This is a genomic window from Rheinheimera muenzenbergensis, from assembly GCF_036984005.1.
In the GTDB taxonomy this organism is placed as follows: domain Bacteria; phylum Pseudomonadota; class Gammaproteobacteria; order Enterobacterales; family Alteromonadaceae; genus Alishewanella; species Alishewanella muenzenbergensis.
The window spans coordinates 21,145-40,226 of the sequence record NZ_JALAAR010000024.1 but is presented as its reverse complement, the minus strand read 5'-3'; the positions used below and the strand labels follow the sequence as shown (position 1 = coordinate 40,226).

Below are 19,082 nucleotides of genomic sequence, written 5' to 3'. Positions count from 1 at the left end.
CATGCAGAATCTCCTGCGTTTATGTTACGAGAAAATTCTACTTTTGACGTCAGTTATTTTTAGGGGGTATTACCACCTGGGGGGAGATGGAAAAGCGGTTACAGCCCGCTGTATTGAGATCCTCAGCGCCAACAAGTGCTGAACTCTTCAGCCGGAAACTTTGCAAAGCCGGAAATCACAACAGCGTTTTGACAAGTTCAGACAAGTCATTCTGCCGTGACAGGTCGAACTTGATGACCAAACAGTAGGAATTGCTCCAGCTGTGTGGCATTGATGCCGAAACCCAGCTTATGCAGTTTAGCAATGACGAGATAGTCGCTTATGTGCGGGTAAATAAAGGTGCGGCGGACACTACCATTTTTATGATCGTCGGCAATAGCAGTAACGTCTACGGTTTAACTGATAACTTTAGTTCAGCCTTTTTTACATACAGTGGATAGACTTGAGCAAAAGGCATACTGAAAATACGATATTCGGTCATCAGGCTTACCTTCTAGGGCAGTTGCAGCTGACGCTCGCCGCGCCAGACGCGGATAAGGCTGATACAGTCTGTGTCGCGCAGGTATACCACGCGAAACGGCGGCAGGATAATTTCACGGATATTGGCTTGATTAAACTCCGGCACCATCCGGCCGGAATCAGGCTGAATTGTCAGGCGCTGTACCGCGGCCATGATGTCGGTAACAAAACGCTGACCAATATGCGGCACGCCTTGCTCGATGTACCAGGCTTTTATGGCCAACAAGTCAGACAATGCCGATTGCGCAAGTTCTAACCGCACTCAATCAATTCCCAGCAGCTGTTTAGCCTGTTCTGCAGTTACCGTATTGCCATCACGAATATCCGCCAGGCCGGTGGCAATAGCTTTTACAAAGCGCAGCTCTTCAGCCGTGTTCTCGTAATCTTCTAGTGCCTGCACCACGGCAACACCGCGGCCCCGGCTGGTTAATAAGACCGGCCGGTGGGTGGTGTTAGTTTGCGTTACTACCTTGCCCGGGTTTATTTTTAAATCCGACAATGGCACGACATCTTCAGAGAATTTGGTTTGCATGCTCAGCTCCTGCTGTTAACAGTAGCCATTAATAGCACCTGTTAAAAGGTGCCGTCAAGCGAGTGAAAACTGCCAGGCAGTTTGTACTTTGCCAGGCTGTTAATATAGCTTTAGAAACCGCTGGCGGCCTGTCGCGTAACACATCGGCACTATTGCCAGTGCCGCAAGTATGGCGCTGATTTTTGCGACTAAACTCACGCTGGCACTTCGGGCACTGCCACGTTGCTGAATTCATTTGAGTCTCTGATGCAAAGCCTTGGGTAACCGAGCTTAGCGTAAGGAATTAATTGGCAACGACTCACTTCCCCTACTTTCAGGAAAGTATGCGCACATCAAAGCTGGGATTATAGTTAACCAAGGTAGAATATCTGCACATAAATCATCACACAGCTTAGGGCTGTTAAGCATTTTGGAAGGTGCGCTGCCAAATTGACCGTCCCCCATAATGACTGAGTTCCAAGCAGCTGATTCAGGCTTCCCGTGCACTAAACTGTTGAGCGATGCAGTTAGCTCATGTCCTTTAACTTTCAGATCATGCTTTTCTTTCTGATTTATTTGTTCGAACATTTTTGCGAGGCTAGGGGCATTCTTATGCTTCCAGCCTTCATCCCAAAGAACCTGTTTGTCCGGAAAATGGTGTAGATAGAGCAAAATCGTTACTCTTTCAATCAAGCTTCGTTTTAGTACGTGAGCACCAAAAAGGTACCCCTGTCTAATGAGTTCGCGAATTGATAAAACCAAACTAATGCTCTGTGGTATCACCTGACATGCCATTTTCTGAGAACTGGAAAGAGCTATTTTATGAGAATGTGGTGCCATTTCAGCATTGATTTCTAAACAGCACGAAATCATCTGATCGTAGTGAAACAGAAGTTCTCTTCCAAGATAAGGCTCGTCATTTGGTGAGAACACAACTTTGATATTTTTACTCAATGTTTGATCCTTATGCATCATGCTATCGTCACCTTTATGCTGCATCGTTGAGGTTGAGCTGTAGTGAGTACACTGTACGTTATTTGCGCGAGTTATATGTTTTCAGGGCGGATCTATCAAGGACATCTTAAGATTGTCATGTGCTGGAGTGGCGCATAACATTTTGGCCGTGAGGCCTATCAATGTCTTCCAGCAGGGGTAGGACACGAGCAACTGATTCCATAAATGAGGACGACGTATTGTGAGATATCAGCTCTTCGTCAGAATGAGCTATTTTGTTTCTAAAATATGACAACTCTAAAATAACGCCTGCTGTTTCTGAGGATATTTTTCCTGACTTAGCAAGTTCTCTTACGACGTGGCTCGTGCTGCGGTTGCCTCGCTGTTCGCTTGATAGTTCTCGCAGCTTTAGCTCTAAATCACGCCAAGCTCCAAGTATTTCTGCCGATGGATCTAAATGTAAGTGAGCACAAGAATACTGCATATCAGGGTTTTTAACTTCAGCCTGATCTGGTTTTATTGGTTCAGGCAAATCTCGTTCTGCTGCGGCCAATATATTCTGCGCTTCCTTTTCAAATTCTAACTCTAAGTCTTTATATTTAAGCTTTTTCAGTGTCGATATCAGCTCAAGGAAAGGAGAACGCAACATAATTACTATAATTAGGGTCGTGATTGGCCACGCCAAAACCTCAAATATTCGTACTAAATTTTCCATAGCTACTCAGTCGCCAGCGTGCTTATACATGCGTTAAGAGGTTAATCTAGTTCATTAAATCTATTCCGGCAATCGATAACTCCGCAGTGCTAATGAATTCTCGTTGCCGATGCTGCCGGTAACAAAAGCACTACGCTGGATAATTATTTGTTTATTTAATGTTTAAAATAAGTATATTATTCGACGCTTTAAACGACAGGAAAGTCCTAATGAGCACTAAACCCGCAAAACAAAATTCAGCCCCAGTCCGGCAATTTATTCCGAATCCGGTTTCTGAAAAAAGAGTTAAAGACAGTTTCGAGCGTGTTAAGCAAACTCCGGACAGCGATGCGCCGGTTTTTGTTGAAGTTAAATAGGAGCCTGCTCAGTGATTACGTCGAAAAAAGTGCGCGTCTTTGTACGCGATGTACTGAATAGTGAGCGAAAGCATAATCTAGATCTGGACCTGCTAATAAAAGATTTTAAGCGCTATAAAGAGGGCGAGCGGGTAAATTATTTTGGCAAAGATGTACCATATCACGAGCCCAGGCCCTATGCAGAAAATGCCGGTTTGCGGCATGTCCATGTTTTGGATCGGGTGAAAGTAGTAAGGTTTGGTGCCGGTAATACCAGTGATGCTGCGCTTGTATATACAGAGGGTGCTACCAGTATCAATACTTATTATCTGATAGACTTTATCCCATCAGGTGCGCATGCTGCTGCACAGGACGATAATTATATGCGTTGGCTCATTCGCACTGCCGAAGATTTCAGGAACAAAATGTAATGCAAAAAACTAAACTTGCCATTAACTGGATTGAAGACAAGCAGCCTACACAGCAGGGTATGTATTTTACTGCACAGCGTTATCCAACTGGCTTTGGGGTTTACGACGTTGCTGCATGGAATGGCGAGCAGTGGCAGCTAGACGCCTCCATTAATGTTGTTGGATGGATAGCCTTTGATGATTTCCTGAAAAATCTGGATATCAACTGGCCGGTATCTGATCAAAAAGCAGATGAGGATTTTAAAGCCCGGTATGATGCCAACAAAGAAGACTTTAAGCCGGATGGCTTTGTCGAGGTTGAGTAACTTCGGTTGGATGCATCGGCTACTACTTTCGCTGTTGGCCCTGTCTGCTTGCAGTTTACATGCGCAGCCAACAGTAACCGCCTGGCCGGAATTTAGCTGCAGTGATGATGCAGTAGTTATCACTTTTGTCGAGCTGAGTATTTGCACCAGCAGCGCTACTTACAACAAGGTTGCAGTGCTGGCGGGTTCAACACCCACTATCGTGTTTGAGCATGGCGATAAACGCTTTGATGCGCTAAGTTATGAATCTGCCGATAAAGCACTTTCTGGTTTACCGGCCCGCTTAGAGCTGGCAAATGGCCGCCAGGCATTAGATGCTTTGTTTTCCTGGCGTGACAGTTCAATTAACCAGCAGGCATTGCTGCAGGTGTTTGGTATTGATGCTGAAACTCAGCTTAGGCAGTTTACCAAAGGTGATGTGGCAGCTTATATGCGGGTAAATGAAGGTGCGGCGGATAACACGGTTTTTATAATTATCGGTGATAGCGGCAGTGTTTACCGGCTAATTGGTAACTTTAACAAAGCTCATGTGCAGCAATGGCTTAGCTTGCTCAAGGTTAATTAGCTTCGACCCCTTTTTCCGAGGTTAATTAGCTTCGACCCCTTTTTCCGAAATACCGCATCCAGTTGTTGTTCGTTCACAGCACCTCCAATATATTGGAATACTGTCAAGTACGACCAGTTAGCTGATCAGGCGAGTTCTAAAGTGAGGATGTGTGATGTTAAGCGTATTACCAGTATTTCATAATGAAAAATACAATAATATATTATTGTAAATAATATGAGTGGTATTTTTTAGTGTATTAAATGGTGTGTTTCTCCGGCGCTGAATTTGTGTTTATTCATGATAAGTTAATGTAATTTATTTTAATGAATGTTTTTTTCTAGAAGCCATTCAGATAGTGGTTTACTTACTCCAAGAAGTTGCTCTTTGCACTTTATAATTATTGGCATCCATTTTTCACTGTCAGCCCCTCCAAATCTCCACTGAGCTTCCAATTTACCAATGCCAAATGATACGGTTACTCCTAGTGCTTTACCTTCATCAACTAAGGTAAAATCTTTACTTAATATTGTTGGAAAGCTGAACGCATTGTCTTCTTCATCAAAGTATATATACGATCTTATTTTCGGCTCCTGTGCTGCATGCTCCTTTAAAACTTCGAAGTCTTCTTGCGTAACGTCAGAAGCGCGATCGTAAACGAACACTCTTGTAACCGAGACGTCGGTTTCTAAGTGAGTTTTCAGAATTTGCTTGCCAAACTCTGTTCGCCATATTTTTACGTATTCAGGGAGGCAAGTAGAGAATATCGAAGATTCGGCTTCTTTATAGAATTTTAACAGTACCTGATTATAATCTTTTTGTGCTCGATATTCGCCTTTTCCCCATGAGTCTGAAAACAAACTCCACTCTTGCAAGTCCTCGAGCATTACAGATTCAAATACTTTGTGCCTATAATTGCTCTGAGCTACATTAATGTTGTTGGCTATGTTATTTACCAGTTCGTTGAATTTTAAATCATTTGTGATATTTGATTTAACTTCTAATTCTCTTGTGTGAGTGTTAGGCGTCTTTGATGTCGTTACACATCGAATAGCGAATAGCGCTGCGAAGATTGCAACTATAAATGTGGCTAAGGCAATTAGCTTATCTTCTAATTGATTTCCATTCCAAAGATTATAAGAAGCTCCTGCGCCAAACATTAAACATATTGAGAATACAAGCAGGAACGCCGGTTCTTTAGCTAAGTGCATTATAATCAGTTTGTTCTTGTCTTTTTCCATCGCAGTGCTCCTGAAGCATAGAGACGTTAACCTTTGCCAGATGTAGTAACTAAACGATATTTTTTGTTCTGTAAAATTATTTTTAATTTGAAAAGGCGTCTTCTCGCTAATAAATCCTCGCCTATGTCGCCATTTTAGCTAAGGAGGCAAGAGTAAAGTTAGTGTAATTCATACAGTCACGTACACAGAGCGTAATTGACATTGTTATCATTTTATTTTCGTTCTAAAAAATAGCTAATGCATTCCATTAAATCAAATAAAACCACTACATTATAATTAACGTGTTTGGATACGGCTTAGTCAGCATTAATTATTTTTCAGTATGAGATGCATTAACCACACTCACTGCGTTAACAATTTTTTCACTAAGCCCGGCAAATTTGCATGTTGCACTGAGTTCAGTGATGAAAACAACGCCGCCGACGCTTCTGATAAGGCGATTTTCGCCTCATCGTACACTTTTGGCCGGTTGCAGATAGTGTCACCAGGCTGACTCTAGCGTCACGTGCGCGGGCTTCTTTTTCTACCAAATCATTTTTTTTCAGTGGGTTTGGCAAGAGGGTAATGCCTGAATGGCTTAAACTTATGTGCTCTGCCAACTCGGTACAGCGCATTTTCTGTGCTGGCGCTAAATAGAGCTTATTTAAGACAAAGCAATCAGGCAGCCCCAGGCCATGAATTGAAAGTGCACCACCAACTCTTTTTTATAGCGTCTTGCAGCGCTATACTTTGCGCCAGTTCGGTCGGCACGTTTTTAATAAACCAAAAGCCTGCGGATGGGCGTTGTAGTCTTCAGGTAAGTCGGCGGCCATCTGGATGGGGCTGTTTAGCACCACAAACAGTGCTAACTGCTTGGCCAGCGTAGTTTGTCCGCGGTTTTCTACATCCAGGCCTTTGTAGGCCAGTTTAAAAATGCGGGGGGGTACCGTTTAATTGGTAACTTTAGTTTAGCTGATGTGCAGCAGTGGCTTAGCTTAACCTCCGTTAAGTTGCTACGCCCCCTTTTTTCATGTCTGATTATGGTGTTGATTCCAACAGGTTCATAGGTGCACGCAAGAATTTATTATTCTGCATCGAACTTTAAACTTTATTTTTTTCTTCTTTGAAGAAATACACAAAAAACACGCCAATCACCAAAACAAATGAAATCAACGCCATGAGGTTGGTGATGTTCCCAAACCATTCAATTAGTGCCCCTCTAGACTGCCAGTCAAATGGAGATTTTATGCTCTGCTCATATTTTTCACAGTACCTTATTCCCCATTGTAGACAATCTCCACTCTCGTAGATGTAATATCCCTTGAATGGAAAGTGGATAAATAGCATCGTTATTATTGAAACAATAACTGAAAAAGCTCCTACTTTCTGCGTTTTGTTATAGCTTTGCGGTTTCAGAAAATCCATATGTCACCTGATGGCATTATTTTGACTGAACAGCTTGATAAAAGCCTAGCTTTTAATCAAGAGTATTTTTCCTATCTTAGGCTTACATCCTACTAAACTAGCCAACATCTAACCCTAAATCAACTACATATTGCAGACGTAGTCTGAAATGCCGGAATGAAAGCGGGGTTTAAGCTTGCGATTAACTTATCAGCAAAAATAGCGCCGCTTTCCAGTAGGTTATACCGTGTTTATGCGTGGTATTGCGGCGACACAATGACGAGGCTTTGAGAAAACACAGCGGCGTTTGCCGCTGTGGCTGACATAGTGCGCTGAGCTTACAGCGCTTTAAAGCGGATGGCTGCGCCGCCGCTGCTGGCCAGTGGCAGAGTTAGGCTGTCACTGGCTGTTACGCTTTGCTGCTCGATGATCATCTCGTACGGTTTAGTACGCCAGTCGGCGTCTTTGCCATCGCGGTAAATTTGCGCCGTATAACGTTTACCGGCCGGTAAGAAGTCCAGCTTTACTGTCAGGGTACGGGCTTGCTCATCAGTCAGTGCGCCTAAGTACCAGTCTTCGCTGTGTTTATCCTGCCGGGCAAACACGACAAAATCGCCGACTTCGCCTTGCAGTGCCTGGCTTTGTGCCCAGTCGGTGGGTACGTCTTTAATAAACTGAAAGGCGTTGGGGTGGGCGTCGTAATGTTCGGGCAAGTCGGCCACCATCTGGATTGGGCTGTACAGCACTACATATAACGCTAACTGCTTGGCCAGTGTGGTTTGTACGCGGTTTTCGGCATCCAGGCCCTTGTAAGCCAGATTAAAAATGCCGGGGGTAAAGTCCATCGGGCCGGATAGCATACGGGTGAACGGCAACATGGCAGTATGCTCCGGCGGGTTTGGTGGCGAGCCCCAGGCGTTGTATTCCTGGCCACGGGCGCCTTCGCGGCTGATCCAGTTCGGGTAGGTGCGGCGCAGGCCGGTGTCTTTAATGGGCTCATGGGTGTTAATGCTGATTTGCCGTTTTGCTGCTTCTTTTACCGAATGCAGATAGTGGTTAACCAGCAACTGGCCGTCGTGCCACTCTTTGCGTTCAATGCCGTTTTCATCAATACGGGTGGCCTGGCCGCCGTCGGCGACATAGCCGGTTTTAATCTGGCCAACACCGTGTTTGGCGTATAAATCATAGGCAGCGGCCATTTGCGCTTCGTAGTTGCTGATATGGCCGGAGGTTTCATGATGGCCCACCAGCTTCACGCCTTTTGCTGCACCGTAAGCTGTAACCTCGGCCAGGTCAAAATCAGCGTAGGGCGTGGTAAAGTTAAATACCGCGCCGTTTAAAAACCACTCGCCGTCCCAGCCGGTATTCCAGCCTTCGACTAACACACCGTCAAAGCCGTTTTTGGCGGCAAAGTCGATATAGGCTTTAGTGTTTGCCGTGGTAGCGGCGTGTTTAGGCCCGCTGCCCCAGCTTTGCGTTTCCAGATGCATACCCCACCAGATGCCGGCGTATTTACCCGGTTTTACCCAGGACACCTCACCGAGCTTATTTGGCTCGTTCAGGTTTAAAATTAAATCCGAGTTAAGCAGCCCCACCGCATTAGAGGCGATTTGGATAGTGCGCCATGGCGTGGTAAAGCTGCCGTTGGTTTTCACCCGAATGCCGTCCGACCAGGGCGTTAAGTCGCTTTTTAATACGCCGTCGCGCTGCTGATCCAGCACCATGGCGGCAAAATTAACCAGTGCCGCTTCATGAATACTTAAATGCACGCCGCTGGGCAGTTTAAAGGTAAACGGCGTATGAGCGCGGTCGACCTCGTTTAGCGCTGTGGTGCGGTACAGCATTTCATAGCGGTTCCAGCCGCGGCCGGGGATCCACCAGGCGGTGCTTTGTTTGCTGTCGCTGATACGAAACTCGGTCAGCTCGTCGATAATATCCAGCTTCGCCACGCCTTGATTTGGTACTTCGTAGCGAAAGCCCAGGCCGTCGTTAAACAGTTTAAAGCGCAGCGTAAAAGCCGCTTTGCGCTCAGGGTGCTTAAGCGTTACTGCCAGTTCGTTATGCTGATCGAGCACGGTTGTGCGCTCACCCCACGGCTGCTGCCAGCTTTGCTTAACACTATTGCGGCTGTGCGACGTAATTTTGTAGCCGTTAGCCAGTGCCGGTAGCTGCAAAAAACGAAAGCCCAGTGCGGACGGGGCGATAACCGGTTGGCCATGAAACGCCACCTGATAAGTCAGGGCGGTGTCATTCAGTGTCAGTTCGATATTACCATCGGGTGATGACACACTCAGGCTGGCCGCCAGCAGAGAAAACGGCGTAAGCAGGGTTGCCAGCAGGCAGGGTTTTATAAACAGGCGCATTAGCATTTCCGCTACAGTGACAAAGCTTTTACCCTAGAGCATTGCACCAGTTTGCAGCAAGGTTTTGCCGGCTATTGCATACGTATTCAGCTGCTAAGCTTACTAGTGCGGCAGTGTCAGTTTTGCAGCGCCGCAATTTGCTGTTGTAAAAAGCGCTGCTCCGGTGCCTGTTGGCATAGCTGCAGTGCCTGTTGGTACGCCTGCAACGCCGTTGCGTTATGGCCAAGTTGGCGTAGCAGCTCAGCCTTGGCGGCGTATAGCAGATGATATTGGCGAAGCTCGCCTTGTTGCTCCAGCTCGCTAATCAGTGCCAGACCGGCAGCGGCACCATCGCGCATGGCAATGGCCACCGCCCGATTCAGGGCAATAACCGGCGACGGGTCGGCTTGCAGCAATAAGTTGTATAAGCCGCAAATTTCCTGCCAGTCGGTGTCTTCGGCCGTCGCTGCTTCGCTATGGATGGCCGCGATAGCGGCTTGTAAAGTGTAAGGGCCAATGCGGCGGGTGCGCAGGGCCCATTGCACTAACTCACTGCCCTCACGAATTTCTGTTTGTTGCCATAAACTGCGATCCTGCTGCGGCAGCAACACCAGTTCGCCTTGGGCTGAAATGCGTGCAGCACGGCGGGCATGCTGTAATAACATTAGCGCCAGTAAGCCGGCCGTTTCGGCGTCGGGCAGCAGTTCAAGCATTAAGCGGCCAAGCCGGATAGCTTCATCACTTAAGCTGATATCCAGTAACTGCTCGCCCATCGACGCCGAATAGCCTTCATTAAACAGCAGATAAATGACCTGTAGTACGTTATCGAGCCGCTGCGGTAGTTCGGCAACAGCTGGTACTTCGTAAGGAATGCGCGCGTCACGGATTTTGCCTTTGGCGCGCACTATGCGCTGTGCCACAGTAGTGGGACTGGTTAAAAAAGCGCGGGCAATTTGCTCGGTGGTTAAGCCGCAGACTTCGCGCAATGTTAACGCCAGCTGCGCATCGTTGGCCAGGCTGGGGTGACAGCAGGTAAAAATTAACCTTAGCTGGTCATCGCTGATGGGTTCGGCGTCGGGCTGGTCTGCTGCGGCAAGTTGTGCCAACACCTCGTCCGGTAATTGGCTGAAACGGCTATTTTTGCGCAGCTGATCAATGGCCTTATAGCGCCCGGCGGATACCAGCCAGGCAGTGGGGTTGGCCGGTATGCCATCGGTGGGCCATTGTTTAAGCGCGGCATGAAACGCCTCATGCAGCGCTTCTTCGGCCAGGTCAAAATCGCCCAGCAGCCGGATCAACGTCGCCAGCACCTTGCGCGACTCTTGCTGGTATAAGTGGCTAAGCCGGGCCTGTAGCTGGCTGTGCAGGGTGGGATTAACCGGCTTCAGGGCTACATGCCTGGCTTAGACATCAAGCTGGCGCACCGGCCGTACTTCGACCGAGCCAACCCGTGCGGCCGGTATACCGCTGGCTATTTGTATTGCCTCATTTAAGTCATGCGCTTCTACCAGATAAAAGCCGGCCAGCTGCTCTTTGGTTTCGGCAAAGGGGCCATCGGTCATGCTGACTTTGCCGCTACGCACCCGAATGGTGGTGGCGGTGCTAACCGGTTGTAAAGCCTCTGCCGCCAGCATGCGGCCACTGCCCTGGATTTTTTCGGCATAGGCATTGCACTCACTGTCATGCGGGCTGTCGGGCAGGCTATGCAGGGTATTTTCGTCACTGTACACCAGACATAAATATTTCATCGTTTTGCTCCTTAAGGCGCCTGGTTAAATATGGCCTGGCCGCTTGCGATATCAAAGGGCGCAGAAAAATGCTCGTGCACGATTTTCCAACCGTCAGCGGTGTATTGCCAGCACTGGGTGCAGCGCATCCAGCTGCTTTGCATTTCGCCCTGCTCATTGGTGCAGCCACACAGGTTAACGCTGTGGCTAAAGGCCAGGTGTTCGCTGGCGCTGACGTTAAGCTGGTGTACCTCAAAGTGCATATCGCCGCTGGTAAAGCCCATGCAAGTGTGCCAATGCTCAATGTAGGCGGCTTTGCCTTTAAACTGCAAGGCTAAAATAGCGTCGAAGGCCACTATGTCATCAGTGTATAAGTCGGCGATGCGGTTAACATCTTTTGCCCGCACTGCATTGACATAGCGGCTAACCATATCGCGAATTTGTTGCTCAGCTTTGCTGTTGTTCGTCATCACTATGCTCCTGTTTTTAAATAAGCATAGTTAGTCGTCGTTACGCCTACTAATTCGACAGCCCAGGCTAACTTTTTTAAATTTTTTACAGGCTTTTCTTTGGTGGCAGTGCCACATTGGCAAAAATAAGCCCGGCCACCAGGGCCATTAAAATTAAAAAGGTTTGTTGGCCAACCCGATCAGACACCACAAAATCCTGGCCGGAAATCAGCGAATTTAAACCGATATAGGTTTTACTGCCCGGTACCAGCACTATCAGGCCGTGCATAGCAACGATAACCGCCGGAGCATTCGCTAAACGGGTAAACAGGTTGCTGTAGATACCGACCGCAAAAGCGCCTAAAAAGGCACCCATGGTGGCATCAAACAAGGCTGCACCACTAATGCTGACGCCATAGGCAATAAAGCCGGCCGCCAGCGACCACAGCGTATATTTACCGCGGCTTTTAAACAGCACAATCAGCGAGCTGACCAAAATGCCTACCGCCAGCCAGGCAAAGTGGTGTGATATCGGTGCCGGTTTAACAAAGTCGACCACGCCAAATAAGGCAAAACCGATAGCAATGCCGAGCAGGGCGCCGAAATACAGCTTAAACAGCAGCATCAGCGCATCCATAATACGGGCATTGCCCGATACCAGATGCCGCGCCGCCAGTTCAGCAAAGCCGATGGTGAGTGCTAAACCGGGTATAAAGGAAATAATGGCCGACAGTACAGCCAGACGAATATTAATGCCCGGATCGATGTAGCTGCTGATGGCGCAGGCGGCAATACCGGCGGCCAGCGCGACTAAGGGCTCCAGCATATTAGCGATACGTGGCGAGCGGGCTGCCCACAACATAAACAGGTACACCAGCAGTGACAATAACGACGACCACAACACATCATTCCAACTGGTGGCCATAAGCATGGCAAAGGCACCGCCGGATGCCATCATCGCCACGGCAGTGGCCAGTTTGCCGTACGAGCTGGGCCGGTTGTCGATGACATCCAGCAGGGCATCGGCTTCATTGACGCTGACTTTGCCCTGCAACACCTGATCGGCCAGTTCATCGGTACGTGACAGGGCGCCTAAATCCAAATCGCCGGGGTTAACCCGTGAGGCATGGGTATATTCCTGCTCGTGACCATCGGTCCACAGTACAAAGGTCATTGATGTGGGCGAAATAATAAAAGAGCCCTTTAAACCCAGATGCGTTGTCAGCTCAGTTAAATGTGCCTCCAGCCGGTATGCTGGTGTGCCGTACTTATGCAGCATCTTGCCCAGCTTGACGATAAATTTACGTTTATGGTTAAAATCAGCAGTGTACACAAGCGGCATCCATCAGGTAGCTAAGCTAGTCATTGTAATGCAAAAGCCTGCTGTTACCAGAGGCAACAACAGGCAAATACACAATATCGTTATCGGGTTTTATAGCGGGAAATCAGTTGCTCCAGCTCTGTCGCCAAAGACGCCAGTTGCTCGCTGATACTGCTTGCCTGGCTGGTACCCTCTGCGGTTTGCTGGGCAATTTCTACGATGGCATGCACGTTCTGGTTAATGGTTTCGGATACCGTGGTTTGCTCTTCGGCAGCACTGGCAATCTGGTTGTTCATATCGTTAATGGTGCTGACGGCATTCTGGATCTCGTGCAGTGCCTTGTCGACTTTTGATGCTTCGCTAACGGTATGGCTACTGCCTTCTTTAATCTGGTTTATCGCACCAACCGCCTCCTGTGCGCCGAGTTGCAGCCGGCCAATCATATTGTTAATTTCCTGCGTGCTGGCCGCGGTTCTGGCTGCCAGGGTGCGCACTTCATCTGCCACCACGGCAAAACCACGGCCTTGCTCGCCGGCGCGGGCGGCTTCAATAGCGGCATTTAACGCCAGCAGGTTGGTTTGCTCGGCAATGCCGCGGATAACTTCCACTACGCCACCGATACTTTGCGATTCGCTGCCCACGCGGCCAATAACATCGACCCCGGTTTGCACCTGTCGCTCCAGGCCGTGGATCACCTCGATGGCACTTTGTAAGGTTACCGCCGCCTGGCGTACCTGCCGGTCGGCATCATTGGCGGCATGGGCTGCATTACTGGCGCTGCTGGCCACGTCTTGCGCCGTGGTAGCCATTTCATGCATGGCGGTAGCGACCTGATCGCTTTCACTGTGTTGACGCTGTACACCCTGTTCGGCTTGTTGCATCAGGCCGGACAGCTGCTCGCCAGATTGACTCAGGCTTTTTACCGAGGTGCGGACATTGTCTACCAGTGTCGCCACCTGGGCGGCAAAAGCGTTAAAAGCCTGGGCTAATTCACCCAGCTCATGCCCCTGATCATCCAGCCGCTGAGTTAAATCGCCATCGCCCTGGGCGATGTCTTTCATTGCTTGTACTGCCTGTGCCAAAGGTGCCAGTATGCTGCGCGCCAGCGCGTAGCCTATGGCGATAATCAACGCCAGCAACAGTGCGGCAATAAGTACCAGGCGGATAATGCCGCTCTTTACTTCGTCATTGCTTTGCTGCTCTAAGGCGGTTAATTGTTGCTGTAAGTCATCAACGTAAAAGCCGGTAGCCAGCACCCAATCGCTGCCGGGTAACATAACGGCTTTGGCCAGCTTGGGCGAGGTGACAGTGCTGCCAACCCGCGGCCAGCTGTATTCAACATAGCCGCCACCGCGCTGCGCGGCTTTAATGTAATCCTGCACCAGATGGCGGCCATCCGGGGTGGTGCTCTGGTAAAAGTTTTGCCCCTCCCGCGCCGGATTATCAGCACTGACGATCTGCACACCTGCGGTGTTGTAGACAAAAAAGTAATTGTTACCCTGCTCGTAACGTAGCTGGCGTAATATCTGTTTTCGGGCATCGTCAGTACTGGCGCTGGCCGTGGCGCTGATGGCCAGCTCAACAAAGGCATCCAACTGCGATCGGCGTTCGGCAAACAGTGAGGCTTCCAATTGCTTAACGCTCATTTGCGCAATGGCATTGGCCTGGCGGATAGATTGCCAGGTGAGCACCAGCGTCAGCAGAATGACCGGAATGGTAGCTAACACCAATATTTTGTGTTTAATGGACAAGGTTTGCATTATCAGGCCTCTGCTAACTTAACGGCGCCTGTTTAGCGTATCGCTCAGGCGCAGTTAACAAGTAAAGCTGCTATTTTTTCTAATTGCAAGCTTCTGATTTCTTTTGTATTTAACATTGTACATTGCCGATATTGGCCGGAAATAATTGAGGGGGAAATTGCCCGACACGGTAGCGAATAGCTTACCGTACCGGAGCGGCGGCTAGCGGATCAAAATTTGCTGCTTATCCGCCTGCCAGTCCAGTTTTACCTTTAATTGCCTGCTGGCTTTATCGTACCAGGCGACATTTTGCATGCGGTTAAAGCGCGCTTGCTGCGGAACCAATTGTACGTATCGGCCATCGACACTGATATGTGAAGGCGTGGCGCTTTGGTTATGCAGCACCAGCGTTAACTCGCGGCTTTCTGGTTTGCCGGCATATTCGCCGCTGCGGCGCAGTTCAAATTTCTGCTCGCTGTCTTGCTTAAGATAGTAAAAATTCAGCCGTTCAAACTGACCGTTGACAATGGCATCCGGCGTTTTGCCGTCGTCTTCATACATTTCGCCTTTGGCGCAGTCTACACTGCTGTCGGCGTAGTAATGCAACGTCAACTTGCGGCTGGAATAGTGCTGCGTGCTTTGCACCAGTTCTGCCATCGGTACAAAGCTACCGGCTTTAACCAGCACAGGTATGGTATCCAGCGTAACAGGTACTTCAACCTTACCGTTGCCTGCGTAACGTTGACCATTGAAATAATCAAACCAGACACCACCGGGCAGCTGTACCGGCCAGCTTGTTACGCCAGGCTCGGTTACCGGCGCCACTAAGAAGGCATCACCCCAGAAGTAGCTGTTTTTCTCGTCCATCAGGGTGGTGTTTGCTGCATCAGCAAAACTGTCTTTATAAAAAAATAACGGCCGCATTAATGGCATACCGGTTAGGCTATTTTGATAGGCCAGCGTATAGTTGTACGGCAGTAACTGATAGCGCAAATTCAACCAGGGCCGCAGGGTTTCAATAGTGTGGCTGTCATGAAACACCATTTCCGGCGCGATATGCTCCTGCGCATGCGGCCGGTATACCGGCTGAAATACACCATATTGCAGCCAGCGGATATACAGTTCTTTATCAAACTGTTCGCCGCCGGCAAAACCGCCTAAATCGGAATGAATATAGCCAAAACCAAACAGCCCCATGCTCAGTGCCAGCTCGACCTGCGGTTTTAGCCCGCCCCAGCTGCGCTCGACATCACCGGTCCAGGGCACCATGCCAAAACGCTGGCTGCCGGGCGCACCGGCACGCATCATGATAAAGGGTCTTTGCTTGGGGAAATTACGGCGCATGCCGTTGTACACCATATCGGCCCATTGATGGCCAAAAGCATTGTGCACCTCGTTCGCCATACCTATGGCATGCACGGTATCGTCCGGGTGCACTTCCGGCTCGCCTAAATCGCCCCAGACCCCGGCCACACCCTGTTCGGCTAAACCCTGGTAGATTTGCCAGAACCATTGCTGCGCTGCAGGATTAAAGACATCGATTAAACCGGTATTGCCAAAGTAAAAATCAAAGGTTTTGGCTTTTCCATCCGGCCCCAAGGCGATGGCCCCGGCATCGACCGCCTCTTGCCAGCGTTTTGACGTGGTCAGTACAAAGGGTTCGGTAACCAAAATGGTATTTACGCCATCAGCGCTGAGATCTGCCAGCATTTTTTCCGGTTGCGGGAAGGCATTTGGATCCCAGGCCAGGTTACCCATATGGCCTTTGATATCCGGGCCAAACCAGTATAAATCCAGTACCAACGCATCGAGAGGCAGCTTTAGCTGACGGAATTTTTGCACTACAGCCCGGGCTTCGGCCTCGTTTCGGTAACCAAAACGTGAGGCATAGTTGCCTAAGGTCCAGCGCGCCGGCAACGGCTGACGGCCGGTTAAGGCGGTGTAGTTGTTGATAAGCGCCGGGTAAGTATCGCCGGCGACAACGACATAGCTGCTGCGGCCGCCTTCGGCACTAAACTGCATGATATCGGCGTTGCTGGCGCCTAAGTCGGCTTCACCTTTAGCGCTGTTATCAAACAGCAGCAGGTACTTATTGCTCGACATAACCGCCGGCAGGCTAAAGTACATCTGGCTCGACTCTGTGCTATAGCCGTAATGGGCTTTGTTATACAGCGGGAATGTCTGGCCGCGCCTGTCCATACCCAGTACGCGCTGGCCGCCGCCAAGCAGTTTTTCATCTTTACTCAGCGCAAAACGAAAACCGTGCTGGTTTTCGGCCGCAAAATAGCCCTGTTCCTCGGCCAGTAGCAGCTGATCGCCGCGGTAATAACTGAGCCGCAGTGGGGCTTTATTAATTTTTACCGTTAGTGCTGCGCTGGACAGGGTTAAGCTGTCGGCTGCTTCTGCCACACTGAGCGCCAGCGCCGCTGGTTGCTGGCTAATCGAAAACGATGGCAGTTGTTTGACGCCGTTATTCTGATAAAAGGCTTCCACCACTTCCGGCTGATAAAACTGCAGGCTGAGCTTACCCTTATCGCTTTGAATATGCAGCGTATTACCGTCGAGCTGGTGCGCCTGATACTGGGCAGCAAAGACGGCGCCTGAGCAAAGAAAACTAAAAACAATACCAAGTAAACGCATATTACAGCTCCAGAATGACTGAGGCCAAAGGCGCCAGTTGCAGCGCAACGCTGCCAACGCCATTTGTTACGGTCAGGCTGGTTTCGCCGCCGTTTAATTTATCGCTAAGCGGGTACTGACCATCAGCCAGCTGCCATTGGCTAATTAATGCCGCCGGTACGACCAAGTCGAATTGCAGCGGGGCGTCGGCATTAAAACTGCTGACAATGAGCAGCTTTTGCTCAGCACTGTAACGGGCAAACGCCAGTTGCTGCTCGCCATAGGCAGTGTTAGCCGCCAGATTCGCGCTGTGTAATTCAGTATATTCGCCCATCAACGCCGGTGCGCTGGCGGTAAAGCTGAGTAACCGCTGGTAATAAGCATGCAAGGCTTTGTCGTCACCGCTCAGCGCGCCGCCATCAAAGCTACCGCCATTCATCCATTTTTGATGTTGTGGCACGCCCCAGTAATCGAAAATCGTGGTGCGGCTGGCCTTACCAAAGCCGGCATCAGCGGCGCCCGGCTCGCCAACATGCTGGCCAAAATACAGCATGGTGGGTGAGGTACTGATAGTGGCTGACACTACCATGGCCGGCAGACCTTTTTTGGCATCGCCGGCAAATTCCGGCGCGGCAATGCGCTGCTCGTCGTGGTTTTCTAAAAAGTGCAGCATATGATGCTCAATATCGGCCATGCGTTGCTGGGTTTCAACCAGTGCCGACGTCGGGCCCTTACCCTGCATCACCAGTTTTAAGCTGTCGTAAAATTCAACCTTGTCGTACAGGTAGTCCATTTTGCCTAAGCGGATATAGTCGCGGTACAAATGTGGCTGATACACTTCGGCCAGTAAAAAGGCGTTGGGATTGGTGTGCTTAATATGCGAGTTTAAATAGCTCCAAAACTCTACCGGCACCATCTCGGCCATATCGTAGCGAAAGCCGTCTACGCCTTTGGCTAACCAGTACTGGGTAATATCGCGGAATTTAAGCCACGAATCCGGTACATCCTTGCCCTGCCAGAAAGCGTAGTGCGCCGGCCAGTCTTGGTCGGCGTAATCGGCTGGCAGTGTGTCAAAGTCGTAGCTGCCATCCGGCCGGACGCCATAATTAATTTTTACCGTTTCGTACCAGTCATCAAAGGCGGGCTGGGCCGCGCGGGCGCCATTACCGGTCCACTTAGCCGGGTTTTCATCGAACTTGCCGTCGGCGGCCGGGTGCGCGTCACCACCCAGCACTTTATAGTTATCCGGCCAGGTTGGCACACTAAATTCAGTGCCTGGTACATAGTAAAAGTTATTATTGCGGGCGTACTCGACGCTGGTGTCGTCATTGGCACCAAAGTCGGAAACGCCCGCAGGGTTGGATAACGATTGATACTGGCGGGCGACATGGTTGGGCACTATGTCAATTAACACCTGCATGCCGTGCTGATGGGTACGGGCAATCAGGGCTTCAAATTCGGCCAGCCGGTTGGCCGGGTCAAGTGCCAGATCCGGGTTGACGTTGTAGTAATCTTTTACCGCATAAGGAGAGCCGGCGCGGCCTTTAATCACGTCCGGGTCGTCATGGCTAATGCCGTAGGCGCTGTAATCTCGCACCAGCGCATGGTGCGGCACGCCGGTATACCAGACGTGGCTGACGCCCATGGCTTTAATGGCCTGTAATGCTTGCGGGGTAAAGTCGGCAAATTTGCCAACGCCATTTTCTTCTAAGCTGCCCCAGGGTTTATTGGTCGTGTTAGTGTTACCAAATAAACGGCTAAACACCTGATACACCACCACTTTGTGTGATGCTGTGATGGCGGTGTTTTCGCTTGCCTCTGGCATGGCGGGCTCCGGTGCTTTGCTGCATGACAGCAACAGGCTGCCAGCGACACTTAGCAGCAGTATGGTGGCGGTATGGCGCATAAGTCTACCCTGTCTGGATTATAGTTATATTGTCATTTCAG

The 19,082-nt window shown here is 49.6% G+C and carries 19 protein-coding genes; 5 read left to right on the top strand and 14 right to left on the bottom strand.

Translation table 11 applies throughout. The features are described from left to right. Positions 1 to 251 precede the first annotated feature (251 nt). Complete coding sequence (locus tag MN202_RS19145) at positions 252 to 440, top strand: hypothetical protein (protein WP_335737749.1); 189 nt, start codon at positions 252 to 254, stop codon at positions 438 to 440. 53 nt (positions 441 to 493) lie between these two features. Here MN202_RS19145 and MN202_RS19140 read toward each other — a convergent pair whose 3' ends face one another. The 4 genes from MN202_RS19140 to MN202_RS19125 form a co-directional block, all read right to left on the bottom strand. Continuing rightward, positions 494 to 781: a type II toxin-antitoxin system RelE/ParE family toxin gene (locus MN202_RS19140; protein WP_335737748.1), complete on the bottom strand. Its 288-nt coding sequence runs from the start codon at positions 779 to 781 to the stop codon at positions 494 to 496. After that, a complete protein-coding gene (locus MN202_RS19135; protein WP_331923030.1) occupies positions 782 to 1,051 on the bottom strand; it encodes a type II toxin-antitoxin system Phd/YefM family antitoxin in 270 nt (89 codons plus the stop codon). A 270-nt stretch (positions 1,052 to 1,321) separates the two neighbouring features. Further along, the gene (locus MN202_RS19130) at positions 1,322 to 2,005 is read right to left on the bottom strand and encodes a DUF5677 domain-containing protein (RefSeq protein ID WP_335737747.1); all 684 of its coding nucleotides are present in this window, start codon (positions 2,003 to 2,005) and stop codon (positions 1,322 to 1,324) included. A 115-nt stretch (positions 2,006 to 2,120) separates the two neighbouring features. Continuing rightward, positions 2,121 to 2,699, bottom strand: a complete 579-nt coding sequence (locus MN202_RS19125) for a hypothetical protein (RefSeq protein ID WP_335737746.1) — start codon at positions 2,697 to 2,699, stop codon at positions 2,121 to 2,123. Between the two features lie 209 nt (positions 2,700 to 2,908). Between MN202_RS19125 and MN202_RS19120 the strand changes: the two genes are divergently transcribed. Genes MN202_RS19120 through MN202_RS19105 form a run of 4 tightly spaced genes read left to right on the top strand, consistent with a single transcriptional unit; the run spans position 2,909 to position 4,335 of the window. After that, on the top strand, positions 2,909 to 3,055 hold the full coding sequence (locus MN202_RS19120; protein WP_335737745.1) for a hypothetical protein: 147 nt from the start codon (positions 2,909 to 2,911) through the stop codon (positions 3,053 to 3,055). A gap of 11 nt (positions 3,056 to 3,066) precedes the next feature. Beyond that, a complete protein-coding gene (locus tag MN202_RS19115; RefSeq protein WP_335737744.1) occupies positions 3,067 to 3,465 on the top strand; it encodes a type II toxin-antitoxin system YafO family toxin in 399 nt (132 codons plus the stop codon). Further along, entirely contained in the window at positions 3,465 to 3,770 is a 306-nt protein-coding gene (locus MN202_RS19110; protein ID WP_335737743.1) for a hypothetical protein, read from the top strand. The genes MN202_RS19115 and MN202_RS19110 overlap by 1 nt, the downstream gene beginning before the upstream one ends. A 10-nt stretch (positions 3,771 to 3,780) precedes the next feature. Beyond that, positions 3,781 to 4,335 carry a hypothetical protein gene (locus MN202_RS19105; RefSeq protein ID WP_335737742.1) on the top strand — a complete coding sequence of 185 codons (555 nt, stop codon included), beginning with the start codon at positions 3,781 to 3,783 and terminating at the stop codon, positions 4,333 to 4,335. Positions 4,336 to 4,637: 302 nt separating this feature from the next. Here the strand turns inward: MN202_RS19105 and MN202_RS19100 are convergent, their stop codons facing one another. From MN202_RS19100 to MN202_RS19055, 10 genes are all read right to left on the bottom strand, one after another. Continuing rightward, positions 4,638 to 5,555, bottom strand: coding sequence for a hypothetical protein (locus MN202_RS19100; protein ID WP_335737741.1), 918 nt, complete (start codon positions 5,553 to 5,555; stop codon positions 4,638 to 4,640). A gap of 1,080 nt (positions 5,556 to 6,635) precedes the next feature. Beyond that, a complete protein-coding gene (locus MN202_RS19095) occupies positions 6,636 to 6,959 on the bottom strand; it encodes a hypothetical protein (RefSeq protein ID WP_335737740.1) in 324 nt (107 codons plus the stop codon). A gap of 317 nt (positions 6,960 to 7,276) precedes the next feature. Further along, positions 7,277 to 9,301: a glycoside hydrolase family 97 protein gene (locus MN202_RS19090; RefSeq protein WP_335737739.1), complete on the bottom strand. Its 2,025-nt coding sequence runs from the start codon at positions 9,299 to 9,301 to the stop codon at positions 7,277 to 7,279. A gap of 116 nt (positions 9,302 to 9,417) precedes the next feature. Further along, on the bottom strand, positions 9,418 to 10,647 hold the full coding sequence (locus MN202_RS19085) for an RNA polymerase sigma factor (RefSeq protein WP_335737751.1): 1,230 nt from the start codon (positions 10,645 to 10,647) through the stop codon (positions 9,418 to 9,420). A gap of 36 nt (positions 10,648 to 10,683) precedes the next feature. After that, positions 10,684 to 11,028: a YciI family protein gene (locus tag MN202_RS19080; protein WP_335737738.1), complete on the bottom strand. Its 345-nt coding sequence runs from the start codon at positions 11,026 to 11,028 to the stop codon at positions 10,684 to 10,686. A gap of 11 nt (positions 11,029 to 11,039) precedes the next feature. After that, on the bottom strand, positions 11,040 to 11,477 hold the full coding sequence (locus tag MN202_RS19075) for a YybH family protein (protein ID WP_335737737.1): 438 nt from the start codon (positions 11,475 to 11,477) through the stop codon (positions 11,040 to 11,042). 85 nt (positions 11,478 to 11,562) lie between these two features. Continuing rightward, entirely contained in the window at positions 11,563 to 12,798 is a 1,236-nt protein-coding gene (locus MN202_RS19070) for a threonine/serine exporter family protein (protein WP_335737736.1), read from the bottom strand. Positions 12,799 to 12,878: 80 nt separating this feature from the next. Then, the gene (locus MN202_RS19065; protein ID WP_335737735.1) at positions 12,879 to 14,537 is read right to left on the bottom strand and encodes a methyl-accepting chemotaxis protein; all 1,659 of its coding nucleotides are present in this window, start codon (positions 14,535 to 14,537) and stop codon (positions 12,879 to 12,881) included. 201 nt (positions 14,538 to 14,738) lie between these two features. Then, entirely contained in the window at positions 14,739 to 17,156 is a 2,418-nt protein-coding gene (locus MN202_RS19060) for a glycoside hydrolase family 31 protein (protein ID WP_335737734.1), read from the bottom strand. A gap of 1 nt (position 17,157) precedes the next feature. Further along, positions 17,158 to 19,041, bottom strand: a complete 1,884-nt coding sequence (locus MN202_RS19055; RefSeq protein WP_335737733.1) for an alpha-amylase family protein — start codon at positions 19,039 to 19,041, stop codon at positions 17,158 to 17,160. Positions 19,042 to 19,082 lie beyond the last annotated feature (41 nt).

Coding starts and splice junctions, on each gene's coding strand:
- MN202_RS19110 (WP_335737743.1), top strand. CDS start 3,465: ATGCAAAAAACTAAACTTGCCATTAACTGGATTGAAGACAAGCAGCCT.
- MN202_RS19135 (WP_331923030.1), bottom strand. CDS start 1,051: ATGCAAACCAAATTCTCTGAAGATGTCGTGCCATTGTCGGATTTAAAA.
- MN202_RS19075 (WP_335737737.1), bottom strand. CDS start 11,477: ATGACGAACAACAGCAAAGCTGAGCAACAAATTCGCGATATGGTTAGC.
- MN202_RS19080 (WP_335737738.1), bottom strand. CDS start 11,028: ATGAAATATTTATGTCTGGTGTACAGTGACGAAAATACCCTGCATAGC.
- MN202_RS19090 (WP_335737739.1), bottom strand. CDS start 9,301: ATGCGCCTGTTTATAAAACCCTGCCTGCTGGCAACCCTGCTTACGCCG.
- MN202_RS19100 (WP_335737741.1), bottom strand. CDS start 5,555: ATGGAAAAAGACAAGAACAAACTGATTATAATGCACTTAGCTAAAGAA.
- MN202_RS19095 (WP_335737740.1), bottom strand. CDS start 6,959: ATGGATTTTCTGAAACCGCAAAGCTATAACAAAACGCAGAAAGTAGGA.
- MN202_RS19070 (WP_335737736.1), bottom strand. CDS start 12,798: ATGCCGCTTGTGTACACTGCTGATTTTAACCATAAACGTAAATTTATC.
- MN202_RS19105 (WP_335737742.1), top strand. CDS start 3,781: ATGCATCGGCTACTACTTTCGCTGTTGGCCCTGTCTGCTTGCAGTTTA.
- MN202_RS19060 (WP_335737734.1), bottom strand. CDS start 17,156: ATGCGTTTACTTGGTATTGTTTTTAGTTTTCTTTGCTCAGGCGCCGTC.
- MN202_RS19120 (WP_335737745.1), top strand. CDS start 2,909: ATGAGCACTAAACCCGCAAAACAAAATTCAGCCCCAGTCCGGCAATTT.
- MN202_RS19130 (WP_335737747.1), bottom strand. CDS start 2,005: ATGATGCATAAGGATCAAACATTGAGTAAAAATATCAAAGTTGTGTTC.
- MN202_RS19125 (WP_335737746.1), bottom strand. CDS start 2,699: ATGGAAAATTTAGTACGAATATTTGAGGTTTTGGCGTGGCCAATCACG.
- MN202_RS19055 (WP_335737733.1), bottom strand. CDS start 19,041: ATGCGCCATACCGCCACCATACTGCTGCTAAGTGTCGCTGGCAGCCTG.
- MN202_RS19065 (WP_335737735.1), bottom strand. CDS start 14,537: ATGCAAACCTTGTCCATTAAACACAAAATATTGGTGTTAGCTACCATT.